Origin of the sequence: Thauera sp. WB-2 (assembly GCF_027594845.1) — a bacterium.
Lineage (GTDB): Bacteria > Pseudomonadota > Gammaproteobacteria > Burkholderiales > Rhodocyclaceae > Thauera > Thauera mechernichensis.
The window spans coordinates 3,106,390-3,132,479 of sequence record NZ_CP088935.1 but is presented as its reverse complement, the minus strand read 5'-3'; the positions used below and the strand labels follow the sequence as shown (position 1 = coordinate 3,132,479).

28 protein-coding genes are annotated in these 26,090 nt (G+C 64.7%); 13 read left to right on the top strand and 15 right to left on the bottom strand.

The genetic code is table 11. The annotated features are described in order from the left end of the window. Window positions 1–25: 25 nt before the first annotated feature. On the bottom strand, window positions 26–682 hold the full coding sequence (locus LQF09_RS14350; protein ID WP_002938261.1) for a lytic transglycosylase domain-containing protein: 657 nt from the start codon (window positions 680–682) through the stop codon (window positions 26–28). Between the two features lie 17 nt (window positions 683–699). Further along, window positions 700–2,448: a proline--tRNA ligase gene (locus tag LQF09_RS14345; protein ID WP_002938258.1), complete on the bottom strand. Its 1,749-nt coding sequence runs from the start codon at window positions 2,446–2,448 to the stop codon at window positions 700–702. 170 nt (window positions 2,449–2,618) lie between these two features. Between LQF09_RS14345 and LQF09_RS14340 the strand changes: the two genes are divergently transcribed. The 3 genes from LQF09_RS14340 (at window position 2,619) to coq7 (ending at window position 4,437) form a co-directional block, all read left to right on the top strand. Further along, the gene (locus LQF09_RS14340; RefSeq protein ID WP_002924543.1) at window positions 2,619–3,185 is read left to right on the top strand and encodes an RNA pyrophosphohydrolase; all 567 of its coding nucleotides are present in this window, start codon (window positions 2,619–2,621) and stop codon (window positions 3,183–3,185) included. A 101-nt stretch (window positions 3,186–3,286) separates the two neighbouring features. Next, complete coding sequence (locus LQF09_RS14335; protein ID WP_270068286.1) at window positions 3,287–3,817, top strand: CNP1-like family protein; 531 nt, start codon at window positions 3,287–3,289, stop codon at window positions 3,815–3,817. Beyond that, window positions 3,817–4,437 (top strand): 2-polyprenyl-3-methyl-6-methoxy-1,4-benzoquinone monooxygenase, encoded by a 621-nt coding sequence (coq7, locus tag LQF09_RS14330; protein WP_002938253.1) that lies wholly within the window; start codon window positions 3,817–3,819, stop codon window positions 4,435–4,437. The genes LQF09_RS14335 and coq7 overlap by 1 nt, the downstream gene beginning before the upstream one ends. Window positions 4,438–4,477: 40 nt before the next feature. Here the strand turns inward: coq7 and LQF09_RS14325 are convergent, their stop codons facing one another. After that, the gene (locus LQF09_RS14325) at window positions 4,478–4,897 is read right to left on the bottom strand and encodes an OsmC family protein (protein ID WP_270068285.1); all 420 of its coding nucleotides are present in this window, start codon (window positions 4,895–4,897) and stop codon (window positions 4,478–4,480) included. 626 nt (window positions 4,898–5,523) lie between these two features. On the opposite strand from LQF09_RS14325, the gene rplM reads away from it, so the two are divergent. From rplM to erpA, 4 genes are all read left to right on the top strand, one after another. Next, window positions 5,524–5,952 carry a 50S ribosomal protein L13 gene (rplM, locus tag LQF09_RS14320; RefSeq protein WP_002924531.1) on the top strand — a complete coding sequence of 143 codons (429 nt, stop codon included), beginning with the start codon at window positions 5,524–5,526 and terminating at the stop codon, window positions 5,950–5,952. 11 nt (window positions 5,953–5,963) lie between these two features. Beyond that, the gene (gene rpsI, locus LQF09_RS14315) at window positions 5,964–6,356 is read left to right on the top strand and encodes a 30S ribosomal protein S9 (protein WP_002924528.1); all 393 of its coding nucleotides are present in this window, start codon (window positions 5,964–5,966) and stop codon (window positions 6,354–6,356) included. 196 nt (window positions 6,357–6,552) lie between these two features. Next, window positions 6,553–7,590, top strand: a complete 1,038-nt coding sequence (gene argC, locus LQF09_RS14310; RefSeq protein WP_002938252.1) for an N-acetyl-gamma-glutamyl-phosphate reductase — start codon at window positions 6,553–6,555, stop codon at window positions 7,588–7,590. A 93-nt stretch (window positions 7,591–7,683) separates the two neighbouring features. Further along, window positions 7,684–8,034 (top strand): iron-sulfur cluster insertion protein ErpA, encoded by a 351-nt coding sequence (erpA, locus tag LQF09_RS14305; protein ID WP_002924524.1) that lies wholly within the window; start codon window positions 7,684–7,686, stop codon window positions 8,032–8,034. Window positions 8,035–8,115: 81 nt separating this feature from the next. Here the strand turns inward: erpA and LQF09_RS14300 are convergent, their stop codons facing one another. After that, window positions 8,116–9,438, bottom strand: coding sequence for a M23 family metallopeptidase (locus LQF09_RS14300; RefSeq protein ID WP_002938251.1), 1,323 nt, complete (start codon window positions 9,436–9,438; stop codon window positions 8,116–8,118). Window positions 9,439–9,528: 90 nt separating this feature from the next. Here LQF09_RS14300 and tyrS point away from each other — a divergent pair, with 90 nt between their 5' ends. Together tyrS and murI are read left to right on the top strand one after the other, a co-directional pair. Then, a complete protein-coding gene (gene tyrS, locus LQF09_RS14295) occupies window positions 9,529–10,728 on the top strand; it encodes a tyrosine--tRNA ligase (RefSeq protein WP_002938250.1) in 1,200 nt (399 codons plus the stop codon). 40 nt (window positions 10,729–10,768) lie between these two features. Then, window positions 10,769–11,581 (top strand): glutamate racemase, encoded by an 813-nt coding sequence (gene murI / locus LQF09_RS14290; RefSeq protein WP_270068284.1) that lies wholly within the window; start codon window positions 10,769–10,771, stop codon window positions 11,579–11,581. A gap of 42 nt (window positions 11,582–11,623) precedes the next feature. Here the strand turns inward: murI and LQF09_RS14285 are convergent, their stop codons facing one another. From LQF09_RS14285 to LQF09_RS14275, 3 genes are all read right to left on the bottom strand, one after another. Beyond that, on the bottom strand, window positions 11,624–12,478 hold the full coding sequence (locus tag LQF09_RS14285; RefSeq protein ID WP_198291866.1) for a sulfurtransferase: 855 nt from the start codon (window positions 12,476–12,478) through the stop codon (window positions 11,624–11,626). A gap of 10 nt (window positions 12,479–12,488) precedes the next feature. Beyond that, on the bottom strand, window positions 12,489–12,857 hold the full coding sequence (locus LQF09_RS14280; protein ID WP_002924517.1) for an STAS/SEC14 domain-containing protein: 369 nt from the start codon (window positions 12,855–12,857) through the stop codon (window positions 12,489–12,491). Window positions 12,858–12,965: 108 nt separating this feature from the next. Continuing rightward, on the bottom strand, window positions 12,966–13,808 hold the full coding sequence (locus tag LQF09_RS14275) for a DMT family transporter (protein ID WP_002924516.1): 843 nt from the start codon (window positions 13,806–13,808) through the stop codon (window positions 12,966–12,968). 131 nt (window positions 13,809–13,939) lie between these two features. Between LQF09_RS14275 and glpK the strand changes: the two genes are divergently transcribed. Next, on the top strand, window positions 13,940–15,436 hold the full coding sequence (glpK, locus tag LQF09_RS14270) for a glycerol kinase GlpK (protein WP_270068283.1): 1,497 nt from the start codon (window positions 13,940–13,942) through the stop codon (window positions 15,434–15,436). Next, entirely contained in the window at window positions 15,409–17,025 is a 1,617-nt protein-coding gene (locus tag LQF09_RS14265; protein ID WP_270068282.1) for a glycerol-3-phosphate dehydrogenase/oxidase, read from the top strand. The genes glpK and LQF09_RS14265 overlap by 28 nt, the downstream gene beginning before the upstream one ends. On the opposite strand, the gene LQF09_RS14260 is transcribed toward LQF09_RS14265, so the two are convergent. Together LQF09_RS14260 and LQF09_RS14255 are read right to left on the bottom strand one after the other, a co-directional pair. Further along, on the bottom strand, window positions 16,977–18,308 hold the full coding sequence (locus tag LQF09_RS14260) for an ATP-binding protein (RefSeq protein WP_270068281.1): 1,332 nt from the start codon (window positions 18,306–18,308) through the stop codon (window positions 16,977–16,979). The genes LQF09_RS14265 and LQF09_RS14260 overlap by 49 nt on opposite strands. After that, entirely contained in the window at window positions 18,305–19,069 is a 765-nt protein-coding gene (locus tag LQF09_RS14255) for a response regulator (protein WP_002938237.1), read from the bottom strand. The genes LQF09_RS14260 and LQF09_RS14255 overlap by 4 nt, the downstream gene beginning before the upstream one ends. A gap of 211 nt (window positions 19,070–19,280) precedes the next feature. Between LQF09_RS14255 and LQF09_RS14250 the strand changes: the two genes are divergently transcribed. After that, on the top strand, window positions 19,281–19,838 hold the full coding sequence (locus tag LQF09_RS14250) for a Spy/CpxP family protein refolding chaperone (RefSeq protein WP_270068280.1): 558 nt from the start codon (window positions 19,281–19,283) through the stop codon (window positions 19,836–19,838). A 104-nt stretch (window positions 19,839–19,942) separates the two neighbouring features. Here the strand turns inward: LQF09_RS14250 and aceA are convergent, their stop codons facing one another. The 4 genes from aceA to clpS form a co-directional block, all read right to left on the bottom strand. Then, on the bottom strand, window positions 19,943–21,256 hold the full coding sequence (gene aceA / locus LQF09_RS14245) for an isocitrate lyase (protein WP_002924505.1): 1,314 nt from the start codon (window positions 21,254–21,256) through the stop codon (window positions 19,943–19,945). 328 nt (window positions 21,257–21,584) lie between these two features. Further along, window positions 21,585–22,064 (bottom strand): ribonuclease E activity regulator RraA, encoded by a 480-nt coding sequence (gene rraA / locus LQF09_RS14240; RefSeq protein ID WP_270068279.1) that lies wholly within the window; start codon window positions 22,062–22,064, stop codon window positions 21,585–21,587. 135 nt (window positions 22,065–22,199) lie between these two features. Then, window positions 22,200–24,473, bottom strand: coding sequence for an ATP-dependent Clp protease ATP-binding subunit ClpA (gene clpA, locus LQF09_RS14235; RefSeq protein WP_002924499.1), 2,274 nt, complete (start codon window positions 24,471–24,473; stop codon window positions 22,200–22,202). Beyond that, complete coding sequence (clpS, locus tag LQF09_RS19645; protein ID WP_002924497.1) at window positions 24,474–24,782, bottom strand: ATP-dependent Clp protease adapter ClpS; 309 nt, start codon at window positions 24,780–24,782, stop codon at window positions 24,474–24,476. A gap of 391 nt (window positions 24,783–25,173) precedes the next feature. Between clpS and LQF09_RS14225 the strand changes: the two genes are divergently transcribed. Beyond that, window positions 25,174–25,377, top strand: a complete 204-nt coding sequence (locus LQF09_RS14225) for a cold-shock protein (protein ID WP_002924494.1) — start codon at window positions 25,174–25,176, stop codon at window positions 25,375–25,377. Between the two features lie 214 nt (window positions 25,378–25,591). Here LQF09_RS14225 and rpmG read toward each other — a convergent pair whose 3' ends face one another. After that, on the bottom strand, window positions 25,592–25,759 hold the full coding sequence (rpmG, locus tag LQF09_RS14220; protein WP_002924480.1) for a 50S ribosomal protein L33: 168 nt from the start codon (window positions 25,757–25,759) through the stop codon (window positions 25,592–25,594). Window positions 25,760–25,784: 25 nt separating this feature from the next. After that, window positions 25,785–26,021 carry a 50S ribosomal protein L28 gene (gene rpmB, locus LQF09_RS14215; protein WP_002924478.1) on the bottom strand — a complete coding sequence of 79 codons (237 nt, stop codon included), beginning with the start codon at window positions 26,019–26,021 and terminating at the stop codon, window positions 25,785–25,787. Window positions 26,022–26,090 lie beyond the last annotated feature (69 nt).

Here is a 26,090-nt window from a genome sequence, read left to right as displayed (position 1 = left end):
CGGCAGGCCCCGGCCGGTCCGGGGCTCAGCGCACTGCTGGCGTACCCGTATCCTGTCCGGCGGCAGCGAGTTGTTGCGGGTTCCAGCTCCAGTGCTGTTCCCACGCCGCGCGGACCAGGTTGGGATACTGCGCCTTGCCCAGGCTGCCGTTGTAGCGGCCCAGCGCGCGGAACAGGTCGCCCTTCTCGATGTCGAGGTAGTGGCGCAGGATGGTGCAGCCATAGCGCAGGTTGGTGCGCATGTGGAAGAGGTTGTCGTCCTCGCGGCCGATGACCTTGATCCAGAACGGCATCACCTGCATGTAGCCGCGTGCGCCCGCCGAGGAGATCGCGTACTTGCGGAAGGCGCTTTCGACCTGGATCAGGCCGAGCACCAGCTGGGGGTCGAGCCCGGCGCGGGTCGCCTCGTAGTGGATGCTGGTGAGGAGTTCCGTGCGGTAGACCTCGTCCGGGATCCGCCTGGCCAGCCGGCGCGACATCTCGGCGAGCCACTGTGCGCGTTCGCCGGCGTCCGGAATCGGCAGCATGGGGGCGGCAGCGTCGCTCACCGCGGCGTGCAGCGCAGCGCGGACACTGGCCGCCATGGGCTCGTACTGTTGTGCGCCGGCCTGCGCGCCGCCCGCTGCGAGCGCGAGCAGGCACGCGGCGGCAAGCTGGCGGAGCGGGGTGGGCAGGCGGCGCATTGCGGGCTCCCGGAGGCTCAGCCCTGCTTGAGGCGGTCGAGCACGTGGCCGAGCACCTCGCCGACCGCCAGCTTGGCGGCGTCGGCATCGCGCCGGCCCTGGTATTCGACCACGCCTTCCTTGAGCCCGCGGTCGCCGATGGTGACGCGATGCGGCACGCCGATGAGCTCCCAGTCGGCGAACATCACGCCGGGACGCTCGTCGCGGTCATCGAGGATGGCGTCGACACCGGTGGCGACGAGCGCGTCGTAGAGCTTTTGGGCCTCGTCGCGCACCGCCTGCGACTTGCCCCAGCCGACGGGGCAGATGACGACTTCGAAGGGGGCGATCGCGCGCGGCCAGATGATGCCGCGAGCGTCGTGGTTCTGCTCGATCGCGGCGCCCAGGATGCGGGTGACGCCGATGCCGTAGCAGCCCATCTCGAAGTGCTTGGGCTTGCCGTCCTCGTCGAGGAAGGTGGCGTTCATCGCCTTGGAGTACTTGGTGCCGAGATAGAACACATGGCCGACCTCGATGCCGCGCTGGATGGCAAGCACGCCGCCGCCGTCGGGGCTGGGGTCGCCCTCGATCACGTTGCGGATGTCGGCCACCAGGTCGGGCTCGGGCAGATCGCGGCCCCAGTTGACACCGGTGAAGTGGAAGTCGGCGTCGTTGGCACCGCAGATGAAGTCGGCCATGTGGGCGACGGTACGGTCGGCGATGACCTTGACCGGCTTCTTCAGCCCGATGGGGCCGAGGTAGCCCGGCTTGCAGCCGAAGTGCTCGAGGATCTCGGCCTCGGTGGCGAAGCGGAAGCCGGACTTGAGGCCCGGAAGCTTGCCGGCCTTGACCTCGTTGAGCGCGTGGTCGCCCCGCACCAGCAGCAGCCACACGGTGACGCCGGCCGGCTTGCCCTTGTCGTCGATGTCGTCGGTCGCCAGCACCAGCGACTTCACCGTGGTGGCCAGCGGCACCTTGAGCAGTTCGGCAACGTCCTCGCAGGTGGCCTTGCCGGGTGTGGGGGTCTTCTCCAGCGCCTTGGCAGGTTCGGCACGGCGCGCGATCAAGGACACTGCTTCGGCGAGCTCGATGTTGGCGGCGTAGTCGGAGTCCGGGCAATAGACGATGGCGTCCTCGCCGGTGTCGGCGATGACCTGGAACTCGTGCGAACGATCGCCGCCGATCGCGCCGGTGTCGGCGGCCACCGCCCGGTATTCCAGGCCGATGCGGTCGAAGATGCGCTTGTAGGCGGCGAACATGATGTCGTAGCTGCGCCCGGCGGCTTCCTCGCTGCGGTCGAAGGAGTAGGCGTCCTTCATGGTGAATTCGCGCCCGCGCATGACGCCGAAGCGCGGCCGGCGCTCGTCGCGGAACTTGGTCTGGATCTGGTAGAAGTTCTTCGGCAGCTGGCGGTAGCTCTTCAGCTCCTGGCGCGCGATGTCGGTGACGACCTCCTCGGAGGTGGGCTGCAGCGCGAAATCGCGTTCGTGACGGTCCTTGAAGCGTAGCAGCTCGTCGCCCATCTTGTCCCAGCGCCCGGTCTCGTTCCACAGTTCGGCGGGCTGCACCATCGGCATGGTCAGCTCCATGGCGCCGGCGCGGTCCATCTCCTCGCGGATGATGGTCTCGACCTTGCGGATGGCACGCAGGCCCATCGGCATGTAACTGTAGATGCCGGCGGCGACCTTGCGGATCATGCCGGCGCGCAGCATCAGCTTCTGGCTGACGACTTCGGCGTCCGACGGGGCTTCCTTGAGGGTGAACAGGTGGAACTGGCTGGCGCGCATGAGGGTCTTTTGGGTAGAAGGCGTTGTCGAGCGCGGGATTCTAGCGCATGGCGTGCATGACGATCGCGCGCTCGTCGTTCAGCGTAGGTGATGCACGGACATGGTGCGCTTTCAAACGGGGCGCAAGTGTGAAAAAATTGCCGTCAATAAACCGAATTTGAAGGTTCGACATGCTTGACCGTGAAGGCTTTCGCCCGAACGTCGGCATCATTCTGGTCAATTCGCGCAACGAGGTGTTCTGGGGCAAGCGCATTCGCGAACATTCCTGGCAGTTTCCGCAAGGTGGCATCAAGCACGGCGAGTCGCCGGAGCAGGCCATGTACCGGGAGTTGTTCGAGGAAGTCGGGTTGCGCCCGGAGCACGTCAAGATCCTCGGCCGCACGCGCGGCTGGCTGCGCTATGAGGTGCCGAAGCACTGGATACGGCGTGAATGGCGCAACACCTATCGTGGACAGAAGCAGATCTGGTTTCTGTTGCGTTTGGTGGGGCGGGATTCCGACGTGTGCCTGCGCGCGAGCTCTCATCCGGAATTCGATGCCTGGCGCTGGAGTGACTACTGGGTGCCGCTCGATGCGGTGATTGAATTCAAGCGTCAGGTCTACCAGATGGCGCTCATCGAGCTCGCTCGCATTCTCCATCGCTCGCGCGCATTCGAACTGCCCGAGCCCTACCGTCTGCCGGGCCTTGCAGAGCCGGCAGAATTGGGGTCTCAAGGCTTGAGTGGGCCGGGCGCATAGATGTTGAATGCAGGCGTCGCTTGCGGGAAGCCTAAGGGGTGTGGCACCTGCCGGCTTGCATGCGGGGCAGGCTGCTTGGTCCCAATGTGGAGATTGCACGTTTGAACTCGATTCTCCGTCGTATCGCCCCTGTGGGCCTGCTTGCCCTGGGCTGCTTTTCGGGGGGTGTTTCTGCAGGCCTGCTTTTTGACGCCGACCCGAACTGGAAAGAGAGCGAGGTGGTGATGCCTCCGCCCGTCGAGGAGTCGCGCCTCAGGGCGTTCTACGTCAGTGCGGCCACGCCCAATGCTTTTTTCGTCGACGAGGCCAGTCTCGCTGTTGGTGATGACGGCGTAGTGCGCTTCACGCTGGTCGTACGCACGCCTGGTGGGGCGCAGAACGTGACTTTCGAGGGAATCCGCTGCGCGACTGGTGAGCGTCGCCTGTACGCCACAGGCCGCGCGGATGGGTCTTGGGTGCCGGCGAGGAACGATGCTTGGCAGCCGATCTCCGATAACACGTACAACCGCCCTCGCGCTGCCCTGGCGCAGGATTACCTGTGCGATGGCCCGGCCGCGCCCCGTAGTCGGCAGCATGCCTTGCAGCTGCTGCAACAGCGGCGCGACGTGATTCAGCCCTTCGGAGTCAGATAATGCTTGATCGTGCCATCATCGAGTTCGACAAGGCTTTGCGTACCGTGCTCGCACCGGCACGCAGCGTGCGTCCCGTGCCTGGTGAGGGAGTGCCGGATGCAATGCTTGACGACGCCGAGCGTCGGCACGCCGCAGCCCTCATGCGCATCAATCATGTTGGCGAGATCTGTGCGCAGGCTCTCTATCAAGGGCAGGCCATGATGTCGCGTGATCCGGCGATCCGCGACACCTTGCGTCAAGCTTCGCAGGAAGAGACCGAGCACCTGGCCTGGACCGAGCGCCGTATTGCAGAGTTGGGCGGGCGCAAGAGTCTGCTCAATCCGGTGTGGTACGGCGGGGCGCTCGCCCTTGGTCTGCTTGCCGGGCGTTTCGGCGATCGCTGGAACCTCGGTTTTCTGGCCGAGACCGAGCGCCAGGTGGAGCGCCATCTCAAGGGGCATCTGGAGACGCTGCCGGCTGACGATGCGCGTTCGCGTGCGATCGTGGAGCAGATGAAGGTCGACGAAGCCGAGCACGCGGACATGGCCGTGCGGCTGGGCGCGCATGAACTGCCCGCGCCGGTGAAGGGGGCCATGAAGTTCGCAGCCAGGCTGATGACCACCGTGACCTATCGCGTTTGAGTCCGCTGTGGACGCGTGGTGAGCGTCCACCCCATGGCGGTCAGTCGGCCTCGACGAGTTCCAGTTCGTGACTGATCTCGGCAGTCTTGCCGAGCATGATCGAGGCTGAGCAGTACTTCTCGGCGGAAAGGTGGATTGCGCGTTCGACGCTTTCGCGCTTGAGGTTGCGCCCGCTCACGGTGTAGATGAAGCGGATGCGGGTGAATACCTTGGGGTCGGTGTCTGCGCGTTCGGCCTCGAGGCGCACGGTGCAGCCGCGCACGTCGTGCCGCCCACGCTTGAGGATCAGCACGACGTCGAAGGCCGTGCAGCCGCCTGCGCCCGCGAGCATGAGCTCCATCGGTCGAGGAGCGAGATTGCGGCCTCCCGCCTCAGGGGCGCCGTCCATCGTCACCATGTGCCCCGTTCCGGTCTCGGCGACGAAGCTCATCCCATCAAGCCATTTGATCGTGCATTCCATTCGATTTGCTCCTGGGGCTGTGCGCCCGATGTGTCCTGTCTGGCGGTAGTTGGGCCGCGATTTTATCGCAGTGCCGCAGGCTTGCGCGGTGAGCTTGGTCCTCAGCGGGGTTCCCTGTTCCGTCAGTGATTTGGATATGAGTGGTGCGGGGAGAGCAGGGGCGTGCCAGTGGCCAGTACGGCACCGTATTCATGCGGTGCACAAAAATAGACCGCACTGGAATCATGGACTAGAGGCTCGAGCGCTTTGGCTAGGCCGGGATGGGGTGAAAATTTGATATAAAACAATATACTGCTTTGCGATAAGGATGCTCTATCGAACAATCAAAACAATTGTAGTGCAATGCACAAAAACTGCTTGCGCGAGGGGGTTCGTCTCGCCATAATTCGCCTCAGTCGGATCGCTGACGCGGCATCGAAGACGACGCGCCGATCCAAATGGTGTCTCCTCCACCCTCCTCCTTTGGTGTGGATTTAACGCAGTCCTAGCGGACTGCGTTTTTTTTGCTTGTTGTGCTCGCGTCAATCTGCAAGTTGAGATTGACACGCGGGCCATGTTCGCATTAGGATTGCGAGCTTTCCGTTTGACGGCCAAATCCAAGGGCCCGACAAAGATCGAGGATTCACATGAAGACGTTTTCCGCCAAGCCGCACGAGGTCAAGCGCGACTGGTTCGTTGTCGACGGCACGGATAAGGTGCTTGGCCGTCTCGCCGCCGAAGTCGCCCGTCGCCTCCGTGGCAAGCACAAGGCTATCTACACCCCGCACGTCGATACCGGCGACTTCATCGTCGTTGTCAACGTCGACAAGCTGCGCGTGACCGGTAACAAAGCGCAGGACAAGAAGTACTACCGTCACTCGGGTTACCCGGGCGGTATCTACGAAACCAACTTCACCAAGCTCCAGCAGCGCTTCCCCGAGCGTGTGCTCGAAAAGGCGGTGAAGGGCATGCTGCCGAAGGGCCCGCTGGGCTACGCCATGCTGAAGAAGCTGAAGTGCTATGCGGGGCCGTCGCATCCGCATACCGCTCAGCAGCCGCAAGTTCTCGAGATCTGAAGGAGCCGACAATGGCTGTGACTTACAACTACGGTACCGGCCGCCGCAAGACCGCGGTCGCTCGTGTGTTCATCAAGCCGGGTACCGGCAACATCGTCGTGAATGGCAAGCCGGTCGACGAGTTTTTCTCGCGTGAAACCGGTCGCATGATCGTGCGCCAGCCGCTGATCCTCACCGGCAACGAAGGCCGTTTCGACATCATGGTGAATGTCACCGGCGGTGGCGAGTCGGGTCAGGCTGGTGCTGTGCGCCACGGCATCACCCGTGCCTTGGTTGACTACAACGCCGAGCTCAAGGGTGATCTGCGTGCAGCAGGCTTCGTAACTCGCGATGCTCGTGAAGTCGAACGTAAGAAGGTCGGTCTGCGCAAGGCGCGCCGCGCGAAGCAGTTCTCGAAGCGCTGATCGTCTTTTTGTTGCCGTGTCTGCAGGAGCCGCCCCATGGGGCGGCTTTTGTGCTTTCTGCGGCACGCTTGACCCTGCCCGGTGCAGGGGCTTCGGGAAGAGCTTTGCCGGACGTTGTGACGTCGTCAGGCATGCGCGCACCGCAGCCGGCAGTGCGATAATCCGGCCCTGAGGTCTTTCGTTGCGAGGAGCAAGCATGATCAAGGTTGGAGTCGTTGGCGGTACCGGATATACCGGCGTCGAGCTGCTGCGTCTGCTGGCGCGGCATCCAGGGGTGGAGCTCACGGCGATCACCTCGCGTGGCGAGGCCGGCATGGCCGTGTCGGACATGTTCCCCAGTCTGCGTCGTCGGGTGAGTCTCAAGTTCGTCACGCCGCAGGATGCGGGCCTCGAGAAGTGCGACGCGGTCTTCTTTGCCACGCCGAACGGCATTGCAATGAAGCAGGCTGCGGAGCTCGTCGCCGCGGGTGTGCGTGTGATCGATCTGGCGGCGGATTTTCGTATCCGCGATGTTGCCGAGTGGCAGAAGTGGTACGGGATGGATCACGCCTCGCCCGAACTCGTCGCCGAGGCCGTGTATGGACTGCCGGAGGTCAATCGTGAGCAGATTCGCAGTGCGCGCGTGCTGGCCAACCCGGGGTGCTACCCGACTGCTGTCCAGCTGGGTTTTCTGCCGCTGGTCGAGGCGGGGCTCATCGATATCGGTCACTTGATCGCCGATGCCAAGTCGGGCGTGTCGGGCGCGGGGCGCAAGGCCGAGGTGCATACCCTGCTGCCTGAGGCAGCGGATTCATTCAAGGCCTACGGCGTGCCGGGTCATCGCCATCTGCCCGAGATCCGTCAGGGCCTCTCGCTCGCGGCTGGGCAGCAGGTCGGCCTGACCTTCGTGCCGCATCTGACGCCGATGATCCGTGGCATCCATGCCACCTTGTACGGGCGGCTCATGCCGGGTGTCGATGCATCTGACCTGCAAGGGCTGTACGAGCGGCGCTATGCGGGCGAGGCTTTCGTCGACGTGATGCCGGCGGGCAGCCATCCTGAAACCCGCTCCGTGCGTGCGTCGAACCTGTGCCGGATTGCCGTCCATCGGCCGCAGGGTGGTGACACCGTGGTGGTGCTATCGGTCATCGATAACCTGGTCAAGGGTGCGGCCGGGCAGGCGGTGCAGAACCTAAACATCATGTTCGGCTTCGACGAGGACGCCGGCCTGGACATCGTTCCCGTCAGCCCTTGACGGGAACTTGGTATTCGGACGACGATCCGATTTGCACGGTAGCGTCGCGAAGAGCGCATCATTCGCGGCACACCCCCCAACAGAGGAGAAAACATGAGCGCAGAAGTTGAAACCCCCGATATCCTGGTCTTCACCGATAGCGCAGCGAACAAGGTCCGCGAGCTGATCGAGGAAGAGGGCAATCCGCAGCTCAAGCTGCGCGTCTTCGTCTCGGGCGGTGGCTGCTCGGGCTTTCAGTACGGCTTCACTTTCGACGAGGAAGTGAACGAGGACGATACGACCTATGAGAAGAACGGCGTGATGCTGTTGATCGACGCCATGAGCTATCAGTATCTCATCGGTGCAGAGATCGACTACACCGAAGGTCTTGAAGGTTCGCAGTTCGTCATCCGCAACCCGAATGCGACCAGCACCTGCGGCTGTGGTTCGTCTTTCTCGGCGTGAGACGTAGGCACTGCAAAATAAAACGGGGCGCCGCGGCGCCCCGTTTTATTTTGCAGCCCGCGCGCGGGCTGCGATCAGCATTCATTCAGCGCTGGCAAGCTCGTAGTTGAGCAGGGCGAAGCGATTGCGCAGCGGCGCGGTGTCGCGCTTGAAGGCGGCGAGTTCGCGCGCATTCAGCGTGTCTGCCATCGGCAGCGCCACGGTCATCGGATCTTGCGGCACCTTGTTGATGTGCACCTCGTAGTGAAGGTGGGGGCCGGTGCACCACCCAGTGCAGCCGACATAGCCAATCAGGTCGCCCTGGCTGATTGGCTGGCCTTTGCTCAGGCCCTTGGCGAAACCATTGAGATGGGCGTAGTGGGTGGTGATGCCATTGCGGTGCTTGAGCACGATGAGGTTGCCAAAGCCGCGCTGGCTGCCGACGAACTCGACGGTGCCGTCCGAGGTGGCTTTGATCGGAGTGCCGGTCGGTGCGGCAAAGTCGGTGCCGTTGTGGTTTCGCCAGCTGCGGTGGATCGGATGCAGGCGGCGGCCGAAGCTCGAGCTCACGCGCGAGAATTCCAGCGGTGAGCGCAGGAAGCCCTGCTGGAGGCTGCGGCCGTCGTCGCTGTAGTACTGCTCCTTGCCGCTCGGGCCGCGGTGGAGGACGACGGCGTGGCGCTCGCCCTTGTTGATGAATTCGGCGGCGACGATGCGGCCAGCGCGAACAGGGTTGCCTTCTTCGTAGATCGCTTCGTAAATGACGTTGAAGCGATCGCCCTTGCGCAGGTCGGTATGGAAGTCGATCCAGGTGCCGAAGATCGTCGCCAGTTGGGTGGCGACGTTGTCGGGTAGGCCGACCGCGTCGGTGGCGCCGAACAGGGAGTGCGTGATCGTGCCTGAACGCATCTCCGTCATCGTGACCTGGGTTTCCCCGCTGGACTCACGCAAGGCAAGCCCCTGATCGTTGCGCTCGAGCACCAGCTGCGTGCCGCTGTTGCCCATCGGCACGCTGAATGATGCGATGCGGCCATCGGGGGAGACGATGGCGGTGACCGAGCGCCCGGCGCGCAACTGGCGCACGGCCTGCTTGCCCTCTGCCGAGGCCGACAGGTGTGCGAGTGCCTCGGCGTCGTCGATATGCAGGCGGCTGAAAATGGACTGCAGGGTGTCTCCGGCCTGGATGCGCTCGCTGTACACGAAGGGGAGGTCGTTCTCCGCTTCGATCACCGCAACCGGCGCGGGCAGGCTTTCGACTACGCGCGCGAACTGGATGTCGGCCGTGTCGCTGCCCGGTGCAACTGCGGTCGCAGCCACAACGCCGAGCAGCGATGCCCCGGTGATGCCGGCGAGGAGCCAGCTGCGGGGGCGAAGAAGGAGCTGGGCCGGTAGATCGGCTAGAATTCGGGTCTTTCTGGCCTTCATGAGCGCTGTCCGCTGGAATGGGCGAAAAAAATTTGCCGAAGTTTAGCAAACTAATACCCTTGTTCGGGAAGGTATTTTTGGAGAAATTGAATGACTGATGTCCAGGCGGCGATCGAGCTGATCAAGCGCGGTACCGATGCACTGCTGATCGAGGCCGAGCTGGTCGAGAAGCTCAAGAGCGGCCGCCCGCTGAGGGTCAAGGCTGGCTTCGACCCGACTGCCCCCGACCTGCATCTTGGTCACACGGTCCTGATCAACAAGCTGCGCCATTTCCAGGAGCTCGGCCACCAGGTCCAGTTCCTGATCGGCGACTTCACCGGCATGATCGGCGACCCCAGCGGCAAGAACACCACGCGTCCGCCGCTGTCCCGTGAGCAGATCATGGAGAACGCCAGGACCTATCAGGACCAGGTGTTCAAGATCCTCGATCCCGAGCGCACCGAGATCTGCTTCAATTCGGCGTGGATGAACGATCTCGGCGCTGCAGGCATGATCCGCCTGGCCTCGCAGCAGACCGTGGCGCGCATGCTCGAGCGCGACGACTTCGCGCGCCGCTATGGCAACAACCAGCCGATCGCGATCCATGAGTTCCTCTATCCGCTGTGCCAGGGCTACGACTCGGTGGCGATGAAGGCAGACGTGGAGTTGGGCGGAACCGACCAGCGCTTCAACCTGCTGATGGGGCGCGAACTGCAGAAGCACTACGGCCAGGAGCCGCAGTGCGTGGTGATGGTGCCGCTGCTCGAGGGCCTGGACGGCGTCAACAAGATGTCGAAGTCGCTCGGCAACTACATTGGCATTGCCGAACCGGCGAAGGAGATTTTCGGCAAGACCATGTCGGTTTCCGACACGCTGATGTGGCGGTATTACGATCTGCTGTCCTTCCGCTCCAGTGCCGAGATCGCGCAACTGCGCGCCGACGTGGACGGCGGGCGCAATCCGCGTGACGTCAAGGTGATGCTGGCGATGGAGTTCGTCGCTCGTTTCCATGGCCAGCGCGCGGCTGACGAGGCGCTGGCCGACTTCGAGGCGCGCTTCCAGCGCAACGCGATCCCCGACGACATCCCGCAGGTCAATGTCAGCGTCGGCGCTGACGGCATGCCGCTGTTCCAGGTGCTCAAGCAGGCGGGGCTGACCGCCACCACGTCCGAAGCGATGCGCATGATCGGCCAGGGCGGGGTGCGCATCAACGGTGAGCGTGCCGAGGACAAGGCGCTGGTCTTGCGTGCGGGAGAAACGGTGGTGCTGCAGGTCGGCAAGCGCAAGTTCGCGTCGGTTGTGTTGTCGTGAGCTGCGCGTACCGCGCCGTGGCCGCAGCTGGAGCACGCTTTTGAGCAAGCCTGAGGCTGCGCGTCCGATCGGCGTGTTCGACTCCGGGGTCGGTGGCTTGACCGTGGTGCGCGCCCTGATGGAGCGCCTGCCGCTGGAGAGCATCGTGTACTTCGGCGATACGGCGCGCGTGCCCTACGGCGTGAAGTCGGTTGCCACCATCGAGCACTTCACGGCACAGATCACCGAGTTCCTGCTCCAGCGCGAGGTCAAGATGCTGATCATCGCCTGCAACACGATGGCGGCGGTGGCGGCCGAGGTGGTGCATCGCCTCGCGGGCAGTGTCCCGGTGCTGGATGTAATCGAGGCCGGCGCGCGTGCGGCGGTGGCGAGCTCGACGGGGCGCCGCATCGGCGTCATCGGCACGCCGACGACGATCAACAGCAATGCCTATGCTCGGCGCATGCACGAGCTCGACAGTTCGGTGCGCGTGTATTCGCAGGCCTGCCCGTTGTTCGTGCCGCTGGTCGAGGAGGGCTGGCTGGACCACGAGGTGACGCGGCTGACGGCGCACGAGTACCTGCGGCCTGTGCTGGCGGAAGAGGTCGACAGCCTGGTCCTTGGCTGCACCCACTACCCCTTGCTCAAGCCGCTGTTGCGAGATGTCGCGGGCCCGTCGGTGCGCCTCATCGATTCGGCGGTGACCACCGCCGAACTCGCGGCCGAGCGCCTGCAGCAGGCAGGCCTGATGCGCAGTGCCGGCGCGCGCGCGGGGTATCGGTTTGTCGTCAGCGACGTGCCGCTGCGCTTCCAGACCATTGGCGAGCGTTTTCTCGGGCGCTCGCTCGGCGCGGTGGAGAAGGTCGACTGGTGAAGCATGCGATGTCCGCCCGCCTGCGCAGGCATGGCTTCGGCATCAAGCGCTGCCGCGCGCTACCGGTCGGCTGGGGTCCGCACACCACTCGCTCCAGGATCCGGCATACAGGCGCGAGCCGGGCAGGCCTGCCGCCTCCATTGCGAGAGCATTGACGCACGCGGTCACCCCAGACCCGCATTGGTGGACCACCTGTCGCGGTCCGTGGGCGCCGAGCAGCGCGCCGAACTCTTCGCGTAGCACGGACGGCTGCTTGAAGCAGCCCTTGCTGTCGAGGTTGTCGCGAAAGAAGCGATTGATCGCGCCCGGGATATGGCCTCCCACCGGATCGAGCGCCTCGTTCTCGCCGCGGAAACGGTCCGGGCTGCGCGCGTCGATCAGCACCATATCTGCGCTGCCAAGGTGTTCGAGGACGTAGTCGGCGTCCACGCGCTCCGAACGCAGCGACAGGGTATAGGTACGCTGTTGCGCTTCGGGCAGGGTGCTGTCCAGGGGCTGGCCGAGGCTCAGCCAGGATTGAAGGCCGCCGTCGAGAACAGCCACGCGGTGGTGGCCCAGCCAGCGCAGCAGCCACCACAGGCGGGCGGCGAACATGCCGCCTGCGTCATCGTAGGCCACCACCTGGCTGTGGTTCGAGACGCCGCATGCGGCCAGCCTGGCGGCCAGCCGGGCCGGATCTGGCAGGGGGTGGCGGCCGTTGCGTCCGGTCTTCGCGCTCGACAGGTCGTCGTCGAGGTCGAGGAAGAAGGCTCCCGGCACATGACCATCGAGGTAGGCCTGGTGGCCGAATGCCGGGTTGGCAAGGTCGAAGCGGCAGTCGAACACCACCCAGTCAGGGTCGTGCAGGCGTTGAGCCAGGTCGAGCGCCCCGATCAGGGTCGAATACGACGCGTTCATTGCACGGCGGTCAGGAAGCCGCTTCTGCGGCTGCATCTGCCTCCAGCCAGGCGCGCGCCTCGCCTTCATCGTCGAAGACACGCACCTCGGCATCGACGAAGAGCTGCGAGACCCACGCGCTCCAGGTCAGCCACTGGTCCTCGGTCAGCACTGCGATACGGCGGAAATCGTGCGCATGCTGGCGCGAGAACTTGATCTCCTCCCAGGCCACGTCGAGGGTGAAGCCTGCCATCTCACGCAGGTCGAAGAGCAGGTCGACCGTGCCGGAGAACTGGATCTTGTAATTGACCAGTTCCTCGAATTCCTTGTAGTCGGCCAGCGTGAATTCGCCGAAGACGGCGACTGCCACCATCTTGTCGGTATGCTCGGTGTTGATCATCACTGCCTCCTTGCTATGGCTCGGGGATGGCTCAACTATAGTCCCGAGCAGGCCCGGGCTCAATCGTGACGGCGCGCGGATGGGGCCTTGCGAGTCTCGCTGCCGTGTTCAGCGCGCCTTGCGGGTGGCGAACGAGATGAGTATGGCGCTCGAGATGATCAGTGCGATCGCCAGCCACGAGGAGGGCGGCATCAGTTCGCCCCAGAAAAGCATGCCGAACAGGCTCGCAAACACGACCGTTGCGTAGCTCAGGTTGGCCGACACCACGGTGCGGCCGAAGCGGTACGAGCGCGTCATTGCCAGCTGGGCAAGGCCGCCGAACACGCCGACGCCGAGCAAGGTCAGCAACTGCATGCCGTCAGGGCGGTGCACGCCGCTGGCCAGGGCCCAGCCGAGGCCGATCAGCGTGGTGGTGAGTGAGAACCAGAATACCGTTCGCACCTCCGGTTCGCCCACGCGTCCGAGCTCACGTACGCTGATATAGGCGAGGCTGGCGACTGCACCCGAACCCAGGCCTGCGGCGGCGCCCAGCCACTGCGCCGGTTGCAGGGTGGGGCGCAGCAGGATGACGACGCCGGCAAAGCCGACCAGCACTGCAACCAGGACCGGCCAGCGCAGGCGTTCGCCGAAAAAAGCAGCCAGCAACAGGGCGACGAAGATCGGCGAGGTGTAGTTGAGCGTGACCGCCGTGGCCAGCGGCAGCAAGCCGATGGCGAAGAAGTAGCAGCACAGTGCGAGCGAACCCGACAGGCTGCGCGAGAGGTGCATGCGCCAGTGCGGCGTGGTCAGGCGCTGCCCCTGCAGGGCCGCCAGCGCCACCATCATCAGCATGCTGACTGCGCCGCGGTAGAACACGATCTCGCCGGTCGAGAAGCTGCCCGAGCTGAGCTTCACGCACACGCCCATGCAGGCGAACAGGAAGCAGGAGACGATCATCCAGATGGCGGGCATGGCGGGTGTTGCGCTGCAGCGATACGGTGGCGCATTGAACCATATCGTGGCTTTCCCGGGGTGGTCGCCTTGGCGCAGCGGGGTTAGTCTGTCAGCCAGGGGTGACGGCAAACCTAGCGTGCGGAGGCGACATGGCATATCTCCTTGCCCTGGACCAGGGGACGACGAGCTCGCGGGCGATGGTGTTCGATGCGGGGGGCCGGGTACGCGGCGTGGCGCAGGCCGAGTTCGTTCAACATTTTCCGGCGCCCGACCGCGTCGAACACGATGCCCAGGACATCCTGCGCAGCCAGTTCGACTGCGCGCGCGAGGCGCTCGCCAACGCCGGTATCCGGGCCGGCGAGGTGGCGGCGATTGGCATCGCCAACCAGCGCGAGACGACCGTGCTGTGGGAGCGCGCCAGTGGCCGCGCACTGGCGCCGGCAATCGTGTGGCAGGACCGGCGCACGGCCGCCGAGTGCGAACGCCTGCGCGCCCAAGGCTGGGCGGACGACCTGCGCGCGCGCACCGGCCTCGAGCTCGATCCCTACTTCTCGGCGACCAAGCTCGTCTGGCTGCTCGATACGCTGCCCGGCGCGCGTGCGCGTGCGGAGCGGGGTGAGCTGGCCTTCGGTACCATCGACAGCTGGCTGGTCTGGCATCTTACCGGCGGCCGGCTGCATTTGACCGACCCCGGCAATGCCGCGCGCACGCTGCTGTTCAACATCCACACCCTGGACTGGGACCCCGTGCTGCTCGAGCGCTTCCGCATCCCCGCCGCGTTGTTGCCCAGGGTGGTGGCGAGCAGTGGCGTATGCGGCGAAACAGATGCCCGCGTGTTCGGAGCCCCGATCCCGATCGCCGGCATTGCCGGTGACCAGCAGGCGGCGACGATCGGTCAGGGCTGCCTTGCACCGGGCATGGCCAAGAACACCTACGGTACGGGGTGCTTCCTGTTGATGAACACCGGCGCGCATGCAGTGGCCTCGCGCAACCGCCTGCTGACCACGGTGGGCTGGTCGGGGGTCGGGGGGAGCGGGGTTTGCTACGCCCTGGAGGGCAGCGTGTTCATGGGCGGGGCGATCGTGCAGTGGCTGCGCGACGGGCTCGGGATCGTACGCCGCTCGGACGAGGTCGAGGCTCTCGCTGCCAGCGTGGCCGACAGCGGCGGGGTGGTGATGGTGCCGGCCTTCACCGGCCTGGGGGCGCCGTATTGGGATGCGAATGCACGCGGCACCCTGCTCGGGCTGACGCGCGGCAGCGGGGCAGCGCACATCGCACGGGCTGCGCTCGAGGCCATTGCCGCGCAGACCGCCGACCTGGTCGAGGCCATGGTGCGGGACGGTGCCGCGCCCCTGTGCGAACTGCGCGTCGATGGCGGGGCGGCGGCCAACGACCTGCTCATGCAGATGCAGGCCGACCTGCTCGGCGTACCGGTGCTGCGTCCTCGCCTGCTCGAGACCACCGCCTACGGTGCAGCCTGTCTGGCGGCGCTCGGCTGCGGGCTGTGGGCGGATGCCCACGAGATCGAGGCTGGGTGGCGGCTCGACCGTCGCTTCGAGCCGCGTTGGGGGGCGGACCGCCGCGGTGCGGCGCGTGCGCGCTGGGCGCGCGCGGTTACATGCGCGCGCGGCTGGGCGGGGAGCTGAGCGGGGTGGGGTACACGCAGTCGCGCGAAAACGGAGAGGTCTTCGCACGCGCGTCATTGCTCGCCAGGCTGAACGCATCGTCGACCTGGGACTTCGTGGTCATCGGCGGCGGTGCGAGCGGCCTCGGCTGTGCACTGGACGCGGCCGCGCGTGGGTACTCCATCCTGCTTGTGGAGGCGCGTGACTTTGCGGCCGGCACCAGTTCGCGGTCGAGCAAGCTCATTCATGGCGGCGTGCGCTACCTGGCCCAGGGCAGGCTGGCGCTGGTGCGCGAGGCGCTCGTCGAGCGCGGGCGCCTGCTGTGCAATGCCGCAGACCTGGTGCACCCGCTGCGTTTCGTTGTGCCGACGCAGCGCTGGAGCGAGCGGGCGTGGATGGGGCTCGGCCTTGGTCTCTACGACCTGCTCGCCGGCGCCAACGGCCTTGGGCGCTGCAGGCTCATGTCCGCGGCCGATGTCCGCACGGCCATGCCCACCTTGCGCGCGGAGCGGGCGCTGGGTGGCGTTGCATACTGGGACGCGCAGTTCGACGACGCGGCGCTCGCCGTTGCGCTCGCGCGCACAGCCATCCTGCATGGCGCGCTGGTGCTCAATCACTGCGCGCTCGAATCGTTCGCGCTCGATGGCAGCAGGATAGGCGGCCTCACCGTACGTGAGCGGGAGAGCGGGCGAACGTATCGGCTGGGCGCACGCGCGGTGATCAATGCCACCGGCGTGTGGTCCGACAACGTGATGCGCATGCTCAGGCCCGATGCGCCGCAGCAGCTGCGTCCGAGCCAGGGCGTCCATATCGTGATCGACGCGGACTTCCTGTCCGGAGCGGACGCGGTGCTCGTGCCGCATACCGATGACGGCCGGGTGGTCTTCCTCATCCCCTGGCAGGGCAGGGTCCTCGTCGGCACCACCGACACCCCGCGTGACGACCTGCCTGCGGAGCCCGAGCCGATGGCGGGCGAGATCGACTTCCTGCTCGAGACGGTCGGACGCTACCTGCGACGCGCGCCGACGCGCGCGGACGTGCGCAGCGTTTTCGTCGGCCTGCGCCCCCTGCTCGGAGGTGGTGCCGTGGCCGCCACGGGTAGCCTGTCGCGTGAGCATCGGGTCGATGTGTCGGAGCACGGGCTGGTCAGCGTCCTGGGCGGGAAGTGGACGACTTACCGCAGCATGGCCGAGCATGCCGTAGACGTGGCCGAGGAGGTCGCGGGCTTCGCCCATCGACCCTCCGTCACCGACAGGCTGAGACTCGACAGCGGTGGGCTGTGGCGGCCAGATATGCACGGGGAGGCCGCTCTGGGGGCCGAGGACGGCGTCTGCGCATCGCCCTTCGTGCCGTCTGCCGAAGAGGTGCGTCATGCCGTGCGAGCCGGGTTGGCGCTTGGGGTGGAGGACGTACTGGCCCGACGCAGTCGCTGCCTGTTCCTGGATGCCGAGGCAGCACGTCGTGCCGCGCCCGGCGTGGCTGCAGTCATGGCGCGGCAGCGGGGCTGGAGCCAGGCCCGTACGGATGCCGAGCGGAGCGCCTTCGAAGCGCTGGCGGCCCGCTACAGGGCGCGCAGCGCCACAGTGGCGACCAGCCCGCCATCGGGGTGATTGTGCAAGCTGACCTCGCCACCCTGACCCTGCAGCAGGTTGCGGGTGATGGCCAAGCCGAGCCCGGTGCCACCGGTTTCGCGGTTGCGCGAGGCCTCTGTACGGTAGAAGGCTTCGAACACCTTTTCCAGCTCCGCTTCTGGCAAGCCCGGGCCATGGTCGCGGATGGCGATGGCGACTCTGGCAGAGGCGCCCGATGGGTGTCTGGTGAGTGCGATGTCGACCGTGCCGCCGAACTTGATACCGTTCTCGATCAAGTTCCACAGCGCCCGACGCAAGGCCGAGGGGTTGGCTTCCACACGGACACAGGGCGAGTCGGGGACATTGACCGTCCAGCCCATGTCCCGGGCGTCCTCGGCCAGGGCATGGAGCAGCGGCAGGAGTTCGACGGCTTGTGCCGGTGCGCGTTCGTCCAGGCTGCGGGCATAGGCCAGGCCTTCGCGCACCAGGCCCTGCATCGCGTCGAGGTCTGACTGGATGCGGCTGCGCAGGGCCTCGTCGTCGACCATCTCCGCGCGCAGTCTCAGGCGGGTGATCGGTGTCTGCAGGTCGTGTGAGATGGCTGCAAGAATGCGGGTGCGCTCGGTGACGTGTTCGGCGATGCGCTGCTGCATCTGGTTGAAGGCCGTGGCCGCCTGCGCCACCTCGGTCGGGCCGCGCGTGTCCATGGGCGCGCGTGCGGGGTCTTCGCCGAGTGCGCGCGCGGCGGCGGCCATGCGCGACAGCGGACGGGTTGCGAGACGGACGGCAAGCCATGTCAGCAGGCCGACGCCGACGACGAGCGCAGCCAACGCTGCGAACAGGCGTCCGGGCTGAGGGGTGTGGAGCGGCGGCGCGGGGGGGATGTTGGGAAGGCGCACCTGAACGTGGCCGCCGTCGCGAAGCTGCAGGCTGACAAGCAGCATCGGGTGCGGTCGGTCGCCCCTGGACACGGTGAGGATGGAGAACGGGCGGTCAGGCATGGCCGTGCGCAGGGCAAGGTGCAAGGGGTGGTCGGTAGCCAGTGACCGCAGTCGATCGTCGCTGACGGGCCGCAGGCTCAGTCGCAGGCGGCGGCGGCCGAACTCGTCGATCCAGCGTTCGCGCTCGGGGGGCGACATGCGGTCGAGCAGGTCGGCCGCGGCAGCTATTTCCTGGGCAATGCCCTCGAACAGGGCGCTGCGCCCGATGCGCTCGCGCTCGCCGACGAACAGCGCGAGGCTGACCGCAAGCACCAGCGTCATGCCCACCAGCCAGATCAGCATCAGGCGGGCGAAGAGGCTGCGCGGCCAAGGCATCTTCATGCCTTTGCGCTCGTCGTGCCGGCGGCGATGCTTACCTCGGTCGCGAGCACGTAGCCTTCGTTGCGCACGGTCTTGATGATGCTCGATTCGCGGGCGTTGTCGCCCAGGCGTTGGCGTAGCCGGCTTACCAGCAGGTCGATCGAGCGATCGAAGATGTCGGCCTCTCTCCCCTGAGTGAGTTCCATCAGTTGGTCGCGTGACAGCACTTTCTGCGGGTGAGACAGGAACACGCTGAGCATCCGGTACTCTGCGCCGGACAGTGGCACCACGGTGCCGTCAGCGTCGACGAGGTGGCGGTTGACCGTATCGAGTTGCCAGTGGGCAAAGTGCAGCGCACGCGCATTGGCGGGAGGCGATGCGTCGAGATTGGGCGGCAGCGCACGGGTTCGGCGCAGCACGGAGCGCACGCGCGCGAGCAGTTCGCGCGGCACGAAGGGCTTGGGCAGGTAGTCGTCAGCGCCCATCTCCAGGCCGATGATGCGGTCCATGTCCTCGCCGCGCGCGGTCAGCATCAGTATGGGGGTGCCGGCATGCGCTCCGCCGCCTGCGCGCAGGTTGCGGCACAGCGTCAGGCCGTCGTCGCCGGGCATCATCACGTCGAGCACGATGAGGTCGATGCGGTGTTGTTCGAGCGCGGCCTTCATCTCGCGTCCGTCGGCGGCAGTGGTGCAGCGCAAGCCCTGTTTCTCGAGGTAATCGGCAAGCAGGTGGCGGATGTCGCGGTCGTCGTCGACGATCAGGATATGGTCTTGCTGGCTCATCTTGGCTTCTCCAATGCGCGCATCTTAAGGTCTCGGGCGCTTCGTTTTGTATCCCAGCGTATCTGCTCCGGCCTCTGAGACATGAGGCTGCAAAACCCCGGTGCCTGGACAAACGCCGCTTACACGCGGGTGCTGTAATGGCTCCGTCGCCCGAACGGATGGGCGCCCTCAGAAGGGCAAGTCCCTTCCCGAACCTTATTGGAGATTAATCATGAAGACCTGGATCAAGAACTCGCTTGCTGCTGCCCTCATCGCGACCGGTGCGCTTGGAACGACCGCCGCCCTGGCCTGGGGAGGCGGGCAGTGCATGGGGGACGGTCCCCGCGGCGGCAAGGCCGGCTGGTCACAGATGGCGCCTGAGCAGATGAAGGCGCGGATGACCGAGCGTGCCGAGCTGCACATGGCTCGTCTTGAGCTTGCACTTGCACTCACCGCAGAGCAAAAGCCGGCATTTGTCACCTTCAAGAACGACATGAAGGTGCGCGCCGAGCGCATGGCAGCCCAGATGGCAGAGCGTCGCGCTACCGAGCCGCCGAAGACGGCGATCGAGCGCATGCAGCGCATGGAAGAGATGAGCAAGCTGCGCCAGGTCGAACTGGCCGAAGCGCGCAAGTCGGTCGAGACGTTCTATGCAAGCCTGAGCGATGCGCAGAAGACCGTTTTCGATGCCGAGTTCGAGAAGATGGGGCGCAAGGGCGAGCGTGGCATGAAAGGGGGCATGCAGGGCGGTCCGCGTGACGGTAGCGGCATGGGCCCGGGACGCGGCTGAAGATTCGGTCACCCTGCGGCAGAAGCGCAAAGGCCACCGCGAGTGCGGTGGCCTTCTCGTCATGCCTGCCCGGCGCCGCGAAGGCGCCGGGCGCGCACGGCCTTTTAGTGGAACTGCTCTTCTTCGGTCGAGCCAGTCAGCGCCTTGACCGAGGACGAACCGCCCTGGATCACGGTGGTGACTTCGTCGAAGTAACCGGTGCCGACTTCCTGCTGGTGGGACACGAAGGTGTAGCCCATTTCGCGAGCAGCGAATTCCGGCTCCTGGACCATCTCGACGTAGTGCTTCATGCCTTCGCCGCGAGCGTAAGCGTGGGCGAACTTGAAGGTGTTGTACCAGTTGACGTGGATGCCAGCCAGGGTGATGAACTGGTACTTGTAGCCCAGCGCCGACAGCTCTTCCTGGAAGGAAGCGATCTGCGAGTCGTTGAGGTTCTTCTTCCAGTTGAAGGACGGCGAGCAGTTGTACGACAGCAGCTTGCCCGGGCAGGCGGCCAGCACGGCCTGGGCGAACTCGCGGGCGAAGCCGATATCGGGCACGCCGGTTTCGCACCACACCAGGTCGGCGTAGGGGGCGTAGGCCACGCCACGGGAGATGGACTGCTCCAGACCGTTCTTGACGCGGTAGAAGCCTTCCTGGGTGCGCTCACCGGTGAGGAAGGGCTTGTCGTTGGCGTCGTAGTCGGAGGTGATCAGGTTGGCGGCTTCGGCATCGGTACGGGCCAGGATCAGGGTGGGCACACCCATCACGTCGGCGGCGAAACGCGCGGAGATCAGCTTCTCGATGGCTTCACGGGTCGGCACCAGCACCTTGCCACCCATGTGGCCGCACTTCTTGGCAGCAGCCAGCTGGTCTTCGAAGTGAACGCCTGCGGCACCCGCGGCGATCATGTTCTTCATCAGTTCGAAGGCGTTCAGCACGCCGCCGAAACCGGCTTCGGCGTCGGCCACGATCGGCAGGAAGTAGTCGATGAAGCCTTCGTCGCCCGGGTTGATGCCACGCGACCACTGGATCTCGTCAGCGCGCTTGAAGGTGTTGTTGATGCGGCGAACCATGGTCGGCACCGAGTCGTAGGCGTACAGCGACTGGTCCGGGTACATGGTTTCGGAGGTGTTGCCGTCGGCGGCGACCTGCCAGCCGGACAGATACACGGCTTCCAGGCCAGCCTTGGCCTGCTGCATGGCCTGACCGGCGGTGATGGCGCCGAAGGCGTTCACGTAACCCTTCTTGGCGCCGCCGTTGACCTTCTCCCACAGCACCTTGGCGCCACGCTGGGCCAGGGTGTACTCGGGCTGCAGGCTGCCGCGCAGGCGGACCACGTCGGCGGCGGTGTAACCGCGCTTGACGCCCTTCCAGCGGGGGTTTTCAGCCCAGTCTTTTTCGAGGGCGGCGATTTGCTGTTCGCGGGTCAGAGTCATGATGCTTCCTTTAGAGAGCAGAAGGGTTCAACCATCGGGGGCCGGCTCAGGCACCGGGCTCCTATCCGGACTGCGGGCGTCTTCGAGGGAGAAAGGGCCGTGCAGATGGAGTGGAAGTATAGGCGGCATTCTGCGCAGCAGCAATATGTCTTATATAAGACATAAGAAAAAAGTTTATACTTTAAATACAGTGCGTTGTGAAGTATGTTTCGTGATGTGAAAAGAAGATCGGTACAGTGAAATGGGTTCATGTCCATCCTGTGTTGCGCTGCAAGCCGATTCACGGTGCCTGTGAGCCGCCTCAGTCAGGAGGCGGCTCACTCAGCGCTCAAAGCAGGGCGTTTGGCGACAGGACGACCCCGTCCTCATCCGCATAGACATGGTGGCCGGGTACGAAGGTGACGCCGCCGAAGGTGACGGGGACGTCGACCTCGCCGACGTCACGTTTTACCGTCTTGCGCGGGTGGGTGCCGAGCGCGAATACGCCGAGATCCATCTGGCCGATCGCGGCCGAGTCACGGATGCAGCCGTACACGATGATGCCTGCCCAGCCGTTCTTCACGGCAAGCTCGGCGAGCTGGTCGCCCACCAAGGCGCAGCGCATCGACGCGCCACCGTCTACAACGAGGACGCGGCCGGCGCCGGGGCTGTCCACTGCCTTGCGTACGAAGGAATTGTCCTCGAACAGCTTGAGGGTGGCGATCTGGCCGCCGAACGACTTTCGTCCGCCGTAGGACGAGAACATCGGTGCGACCACTGAAAGCGCGTCGCCGTGGGTGTCGCAGAGATCGGTTGTCTGGATGTTCATGCTAGCTCCCGGAAGAAGTGTCAGGTGGGCGAGGCAGCGCAGGCTGCATTCCGGGCGGCATCATATACAAAAAAGCGAGGCCGCCCCGTTACCGGAGCGGCCTCGCAGTCCTTGCCGAGGGGGCGGCGGTGTCGATCAGGCCGTTGCCGTCTCGGTCTCTTCGAACACGAGCTTCACCTTGTCGTCGTCATCGAGATCGATGGTGACCTTGCCGCCATTGACCAGGCGTCCGAACAGCAACTCGTCGGCCAGGGCGGAGCGGATCGTGTCCTGGATGAGGCGTGCCATCGGACGCGCACCCATGAGCGGATCAAAACCCTTCTCGGCGAGCCAGGCCTTTAGCTCGTTGCTGAAGTGGGCCTCGACCTTCTTCTCGTGCAACTGTGCCTCGAGCTGCATCAGGAACTTGTCGACCACGCGCAGGATGATGCCGTTGTCGAGCGCCTTGAACGAGATCATGGCGTCGAGCCGGTTACGGAACTCCGGCGTGAACATGCGCTTGATCTCGTTCATCTCGTCACCCGCCTCACGTTTGGCGGAGAAGCCGATCACCGATTTCTGCATGGCTTCGGCACCCGCGTTGGTGGTCATGATGACGATCACGTTGCGGAAATCCGCCTGGCGGCCGTTGTTGTCGGTTAGCGTGCCATGGTCCATGACCTGCAGCAGGATGTTGTAGATGTCCGGGTGGGCTTTCTCGATCTCGTCGAGCAGCAGCACGCAGTGCGGCTTCTTGGTGATCTGCTCGGTGAGCAGGCCGCCCTGGTCGAAGCCGACGTAGCCCGGGGGGGCGCCGATCAGGCGGCTGACTGCGTGGCGCTCCATGTATTCCGACATGTCGAAGCGCACCAGCTCGATGCCCAGGGTATAGGCGAGCTGACGGGCAACCTCGGTCTTGCCGACGCCGGTGGGGCCGGAAAAGAGGAAGGAGCCGATGGGCTTCTGAGGGTTGCCCAGGCCGGAACGCGACATCTTGATCGCCTTGGCGAGCGCCTCGATCGCGGCGTTCTGACCGAAGACGACGTTCTTGAGGTCGCGCTCGAGTGTCTTGAGTGCGGTCTTGTCGTCATTGGACACGGTTCGGGGCGGAATGCGGGCGATCTTGGCGACGATCTCCTCGATCTCGTTCTTGCCGATGGTCTTCTTCTGCCGCGACTTGGGCAGGATGCGTTGCGCAGCACCTGCTTCGTCGATGACGTCGATCGCCTTGTCGGGCAGGTGGCGGTCGTTGATGTAGCGTGCAGACAACTCTGCTGCGCTCGACAGCGCCGAGCTCGAGTACTTGATGCCGTGATGCTCCTCGAAGCGGCTCTTGAGTCCCTTCAGGATCTCGACCGTCTCCGCGACCGAGGGCTCGACCACGTCGATCTTCTGGAAGCGCCGCGACAGCGCGTGATCCTTCTCGAAGATCTGGCGGAACTCGTTGTAGGTCGTCGCTCCTATGCACTTCAGCTGCCCCGATGACAGTGCGGGCTTGAGCAGGTTGGACGCGTCCAGCGTGCCGCCCGAAGCTGCGCCGGCGCCGATCAGGGTATGGATCTCGTCGATGAACAGGATTGCATTCGGGTTCTCGACGAGTTGCTTGAGCACCGCCTTCAGGCGCTGCTCGAAGTCGCCGCGATACTTGGTGCCTGCGAGCAAGGCACCCATGTCGAGTGCGAACACCTGGGCGTTCTCGAGGATCTCCGGCACGCGCCCCTCCACAATGCGACGCGCGAGCCCCTCGGCGATCGCGGTCTTGCCCACGCCAGCCTCGCCGACCAGCAGCGGGTTGTTCTTGCGTCGGCGGCACAGCGTCTGGATGACACGCTCCACTTCCTTCTCGCGGCCGATCAGCGGGTCAATCTTGCCGACCAGGGCCTGCTGGTTGAGGTTCTGAGTGTAGCTGTCGAGGGCGCCGCCTGATTGCTTGTCCTCCTGGTCCTGCTCGGGCGACTCGCCCTCGCTGCGGCTCTGAGGTGCTGCACCCTGGGGGGGCGCCTTGGCGATGCCATGCGAGATGAAGTTGACGACATCCAGGCGCGAAACGTTCTGCTTCTGCAGGAAATAGACGGCGTGGGAGTCCTTTTCCCCGAAGATTGCCACCAGTACGTTGGCGCCTGTCACTTCCTTCTTGCCGGAGGACTGGACGTGCAGGATGGCGCGCTGGATCACACGCTGGAAGCCCAGGGTGGGCTGGGTGTCGATCTCGTCGCTGCCCTCGATACGTGGTGTGTGCTCGTTGATGAACTCGGTCAGTTCGCGCCGCAGTTCGTCCAGGTTGGCGGCGCATGCACGCAACACCTGCGCGGCCGAGGGATTGTCCAGCAGTGCGAGCAACAGGTGCTCGACCGTGATGAACTCGTGCCGCTTCTGTCTGGCCTCGACGAAGGCCATGTGCAGGCTCACTTCAAGCTCTTGCGCGATCATTCAGTTTTCCTCCATCACGCATGCCAGCGGATGTTGATGCTGACGAGCAAACGAGGCGACCTGCTCAACCTTGGTCGTCGCGACGTCTCTTGGGAAGACGCCACATACCCCCATGCCCTCTCTGTGGACTTGGAGCATGACTCGCGTGGCACGTTCGCGATCCATGCCGAAATATTTCTGCAGTACGAGCACTACGAAATCCATTGGTGTGTAGTCGTCGTTGAGCAGAAGCACCTTGTATAACGGCGGCGGACGGGTGCGCGTCCGCTGCGCCTCCAGGACTAAATCGTCACGTTTCTGGGTACCCATGAAACTCATTCTAATGAAGTCGGGGCAGAGTGCAACAGCCGTATCCAGGGCGGAATCCTGCGCTTCCCGGGGAACCAAGTGTGTGGTTTCGGAGTCACGCGCGAGTACTCGATAGTGCGCCGCGACACCGGTGCAAGTGCATGCAGCGCCTTGAATCTCTGCTGTTGTCCGGTTTTGAATGGGGGTGAGGTTGCTGCGTTGCGCAATCGAATGGGCCTGCAAGGCCGTTGACGCTCCCAGTTCGAATGCGTAAAAGTTTGCTTGCGCACTGGGCTGAAGCTTGTTCCCGAGCGGCATCAGGGGCTTGTGCAGGTCTTTGTCGGCGTCGCAACAGACCGAGGGTGCTTCGGCGTCGCGGTCTAATCAAGCAACTTTGAGGGATTCAAGCAATATGGCAACTGGTACCGTGAAGTGGTTCAACGATTCCAAGGGCTTTGGGTTCATTACACCCGATGACGGGAGCGAGGACCTGTTCGCACATTTTTCCGCCATCAACATGAGTGGCTTCAAGAGCCTGAAGGAAGGCGAGAAGGTCTCCTTCGAGGTCACGCAGGGTCCGAAGGGCAAGCAGGCGTCCAACATCCAGCGCGCTTGAGTTCCTCATGAGCGGAGGTCCGCCAATGGCGAGGAGAGATCCTCGATCGAGGTGGGGAGTGACAGCGAAAGTGTAGTAACGAAAACGGCCATTGCTGATGCAATGGCCGTTTTCGTTGCAGCTGGAGTCGATCTGCCGTGACTTTTCGATCCTGCCGCGGACGGTATGTCCGGCGGCGGATAGCGCCTCGCTGGCTTGCCCGCGAGGCTTGGTCTTACTTCAGCTTCACTTCCTTGTACGGGACGTGCTTGCGCGCGACCGGGTCGTACTTGTTGAACTCGAGCTTGTTCGGGGTGGTGCGCTTGTTCTTGGAAGTCGTGTAGAAGTGACCCGTACCGGCGGTCGATTCCAGCTTGATCTTCTCGCGGATGCCCTTGGCCATGGCGTTCTCCGTTCAGTTCGGTTGCTTACAGCTTCTCGCCGCGGGCGCGAAGCTCGGCAACGACGACGTCGATGCCTTTCTTGTCGATCGTGCGCAGACCGGCGTTGGAAACGCGCAGGCGGATCCAGCGGTTCTCGCCTTCGCTCCAGAAGCGGCGGCTCTGCAGGTTGGGCAGAAAACGACGCTTGGTCTTGTTGTTTGCGTGGGAAACGTTATTTCCCACCATCGGTGCTTTACCGGTCACTTGGCAGACGCGAGCCATACGATGCTCCAGGGAATTCTGATTGCGGAAAACGTGCGAGGATAATGCACGCAGCCATCCAATGGCAAG

Excerpts from the sequence above, each read along its gene's own strand:
- LQF09_RS14250 (WP_270068280.1), top strand. The coding sequence starts at position 19,281 with ATGAAGACCTGGATCAAGAACTCGCTTGCTGCTGCCCTCATCGCGACC.
- clpS (WP_002924497.1), bottom strand. The coding sequence starts at position 24,782 with ATGGGTACCCAGAAACGTGACGATTTAGTCCTGGAGGCGCAGCGGACG.
- clpA (WP_002924499.1), bottom strand. The coding sequence starts at position 24,473 with ATGATCGCGCAAGAGCTTGAAGTGAGCCTGCACATGGCCTTCGTCGAG.
- coq7 (WP_002938253.1), top strand. The coding sequence starts at position 3,817 with ATGCTTGATCGTGCCATCATCGAGTTCGACAAGGCTTTGCGTACCGTG.
- argC (WP_002938252.1), top strand. The coding sequence starts at position 6,553 with ATGATCAAGGTTGGAGTCGTTGGCGGTACCGGATATACCGGCGTCGAG.
- rpmB (WP_002924478.1), bottom strand. The coding sequence starts at position 26,021 with ATGGCTCGCGTCTGCCAAGTGACCGGTAAAGCACCGATGGTGGGAAAT.
- rraA (WP_270068279.1), bottom strand. The coding sequence starts at position 22,064 with ATGAACATCCAGACAACCGATCTCTGCGACACCCACGGCGACGCGCTT.
- erpA (WP_002924524.1), top strand. The coding sequence starts at position 7,684 with ATGAGCGCAGAAGTTGAAACCCCCGATATCCTGGTCTTCACCGATAGC.
- LQF09_RS14325 (WP_270068285.1), bottom strand. The coding sequence starts at position 4,897 with ATGGAATGCACGATCAAATGGCTTGATGGGATGAGCTTCGTCGCCGAG.
- LQF09_RS14285 (WP_198291866.1), bottom strand. The coding sequence starts at position 12,478 with ATGAACGCGTCGTATTCGACCCTGATCGGGGCGCTCGACCTGGCTCAA.
- tyrS (WP_002938250.1), top strand. The coding sequence starts at position 9,529 with ATGACTGATGTCCAGGCGGCGATCGAGCTGATCAAGCGCGGTACCGAT.
- LQF09_RS14260 (WP_270068281.1), bottom strand. The coding sequence starts at position 18,308 with ATGAAGATGCCTTGGCCGCGCAGCCTCTTCGCCCGCCTGATGCTGATC.
- glpK (WP_270068283.1), top strand. The coding sequence starts at position 13,940 with ATGGCATATCTCCTTGCCCTGGACCAGGGGACGACGAGCTCGCGGGCG.
- LQF09_RS14265 (WP_270068282.1), top strand. The coding sequence starts at position 15,409 with ATGCGCGCGCGGCTGGGCGGGGAGCTGAGCGGGGTGGGGTACACGCAG.
- LQF09_RS14340 (WP_002924543.1), top strand. The coding sequence starts at position 2,619 with ATGCTTGACCGTGAAGGCTTTCGCCCGAACGTCGGCATCATTCTGGTC.
- rpsI (WP_002924528.1), top strand. The coding sequence starts at position 5,964 with ATGGCTGTGACTTACAACTACGGTACCGGCCGCCGCAAGACCGCGGTC.
- LQF09_RS14225 (WP_002924494.1), top strand. The coding sequence starts at position 25,174 with ATGGCAACTGGTACCGTGAAGTGGTTCAACGATTCCAAGGGCTTTGGG.
- LQF09_RS14280 (WP_002924517.1), bottom strand. The coding sequence starts at position 12,857 with ATGATCAACACCGAGCATACCGACAAGATGGTGGCAGTCGCCGTCTTC.
- LQF09_RS14275 (WP_002924516.1), bottom strand. The coding sequence starts at position 13,808 with ATGCCCGCCATCTGGATGATCGTCTCCTGCTTCCTGTTCGCCTGCATG.
- LQF09_RS14300 (WP_002938251.1), bottom strand. The coding sequence starts at position 9,438 with ATGAAGGCCAGAAAGACCCGAATTCTAGCCGATCTACCGGCCCAGCTC.
- LQF09_RS14345 (WP_002938258.1), bottom strand. The coding sequence starts at position 2,448 with ATGCGCGCCAGCCAGTTCCACCTGTTCACCCTCAAGGAAGCCCCGTCG.
- LQF09_RS14255 (WP_002938237.1), bottom strand. The coding sequence starts at position 19,069 with ATGAGCCAGCAAGACCATATCCTGATCGTCGACGACGACCGCGACATC.
- aceA (WP_002924505.1), bottom strand. The coding sequence starts at position 21,256 with ATGACTCTGACCCGCGAACAGCAAATCGCCGCCCTCGAAAAAGACTGG.
- rplM (WP_002924531.1), top strand. The coding sequence starts at position 5,524 with ATGAAGACGTTTTCCGCCAAGCCGCACGAGGTCAAGCGCGACTGGTTC.
- LQF09_RS14350 (WP_002938261.1), bottom strand. The coding sequence starts at position 682 with ATGCGCCGCCTGCCCACCCCGCTCCGCCAGCTTGCCGCCGCGTGCCTG.
- rpmG (WP_002924480.1), bottom strand. The coding sequence starts at position 25,759 with ATGGCCAAGGGCATCCGCGAGAAGATCAAGCTGGAATCGACCGCCGGT.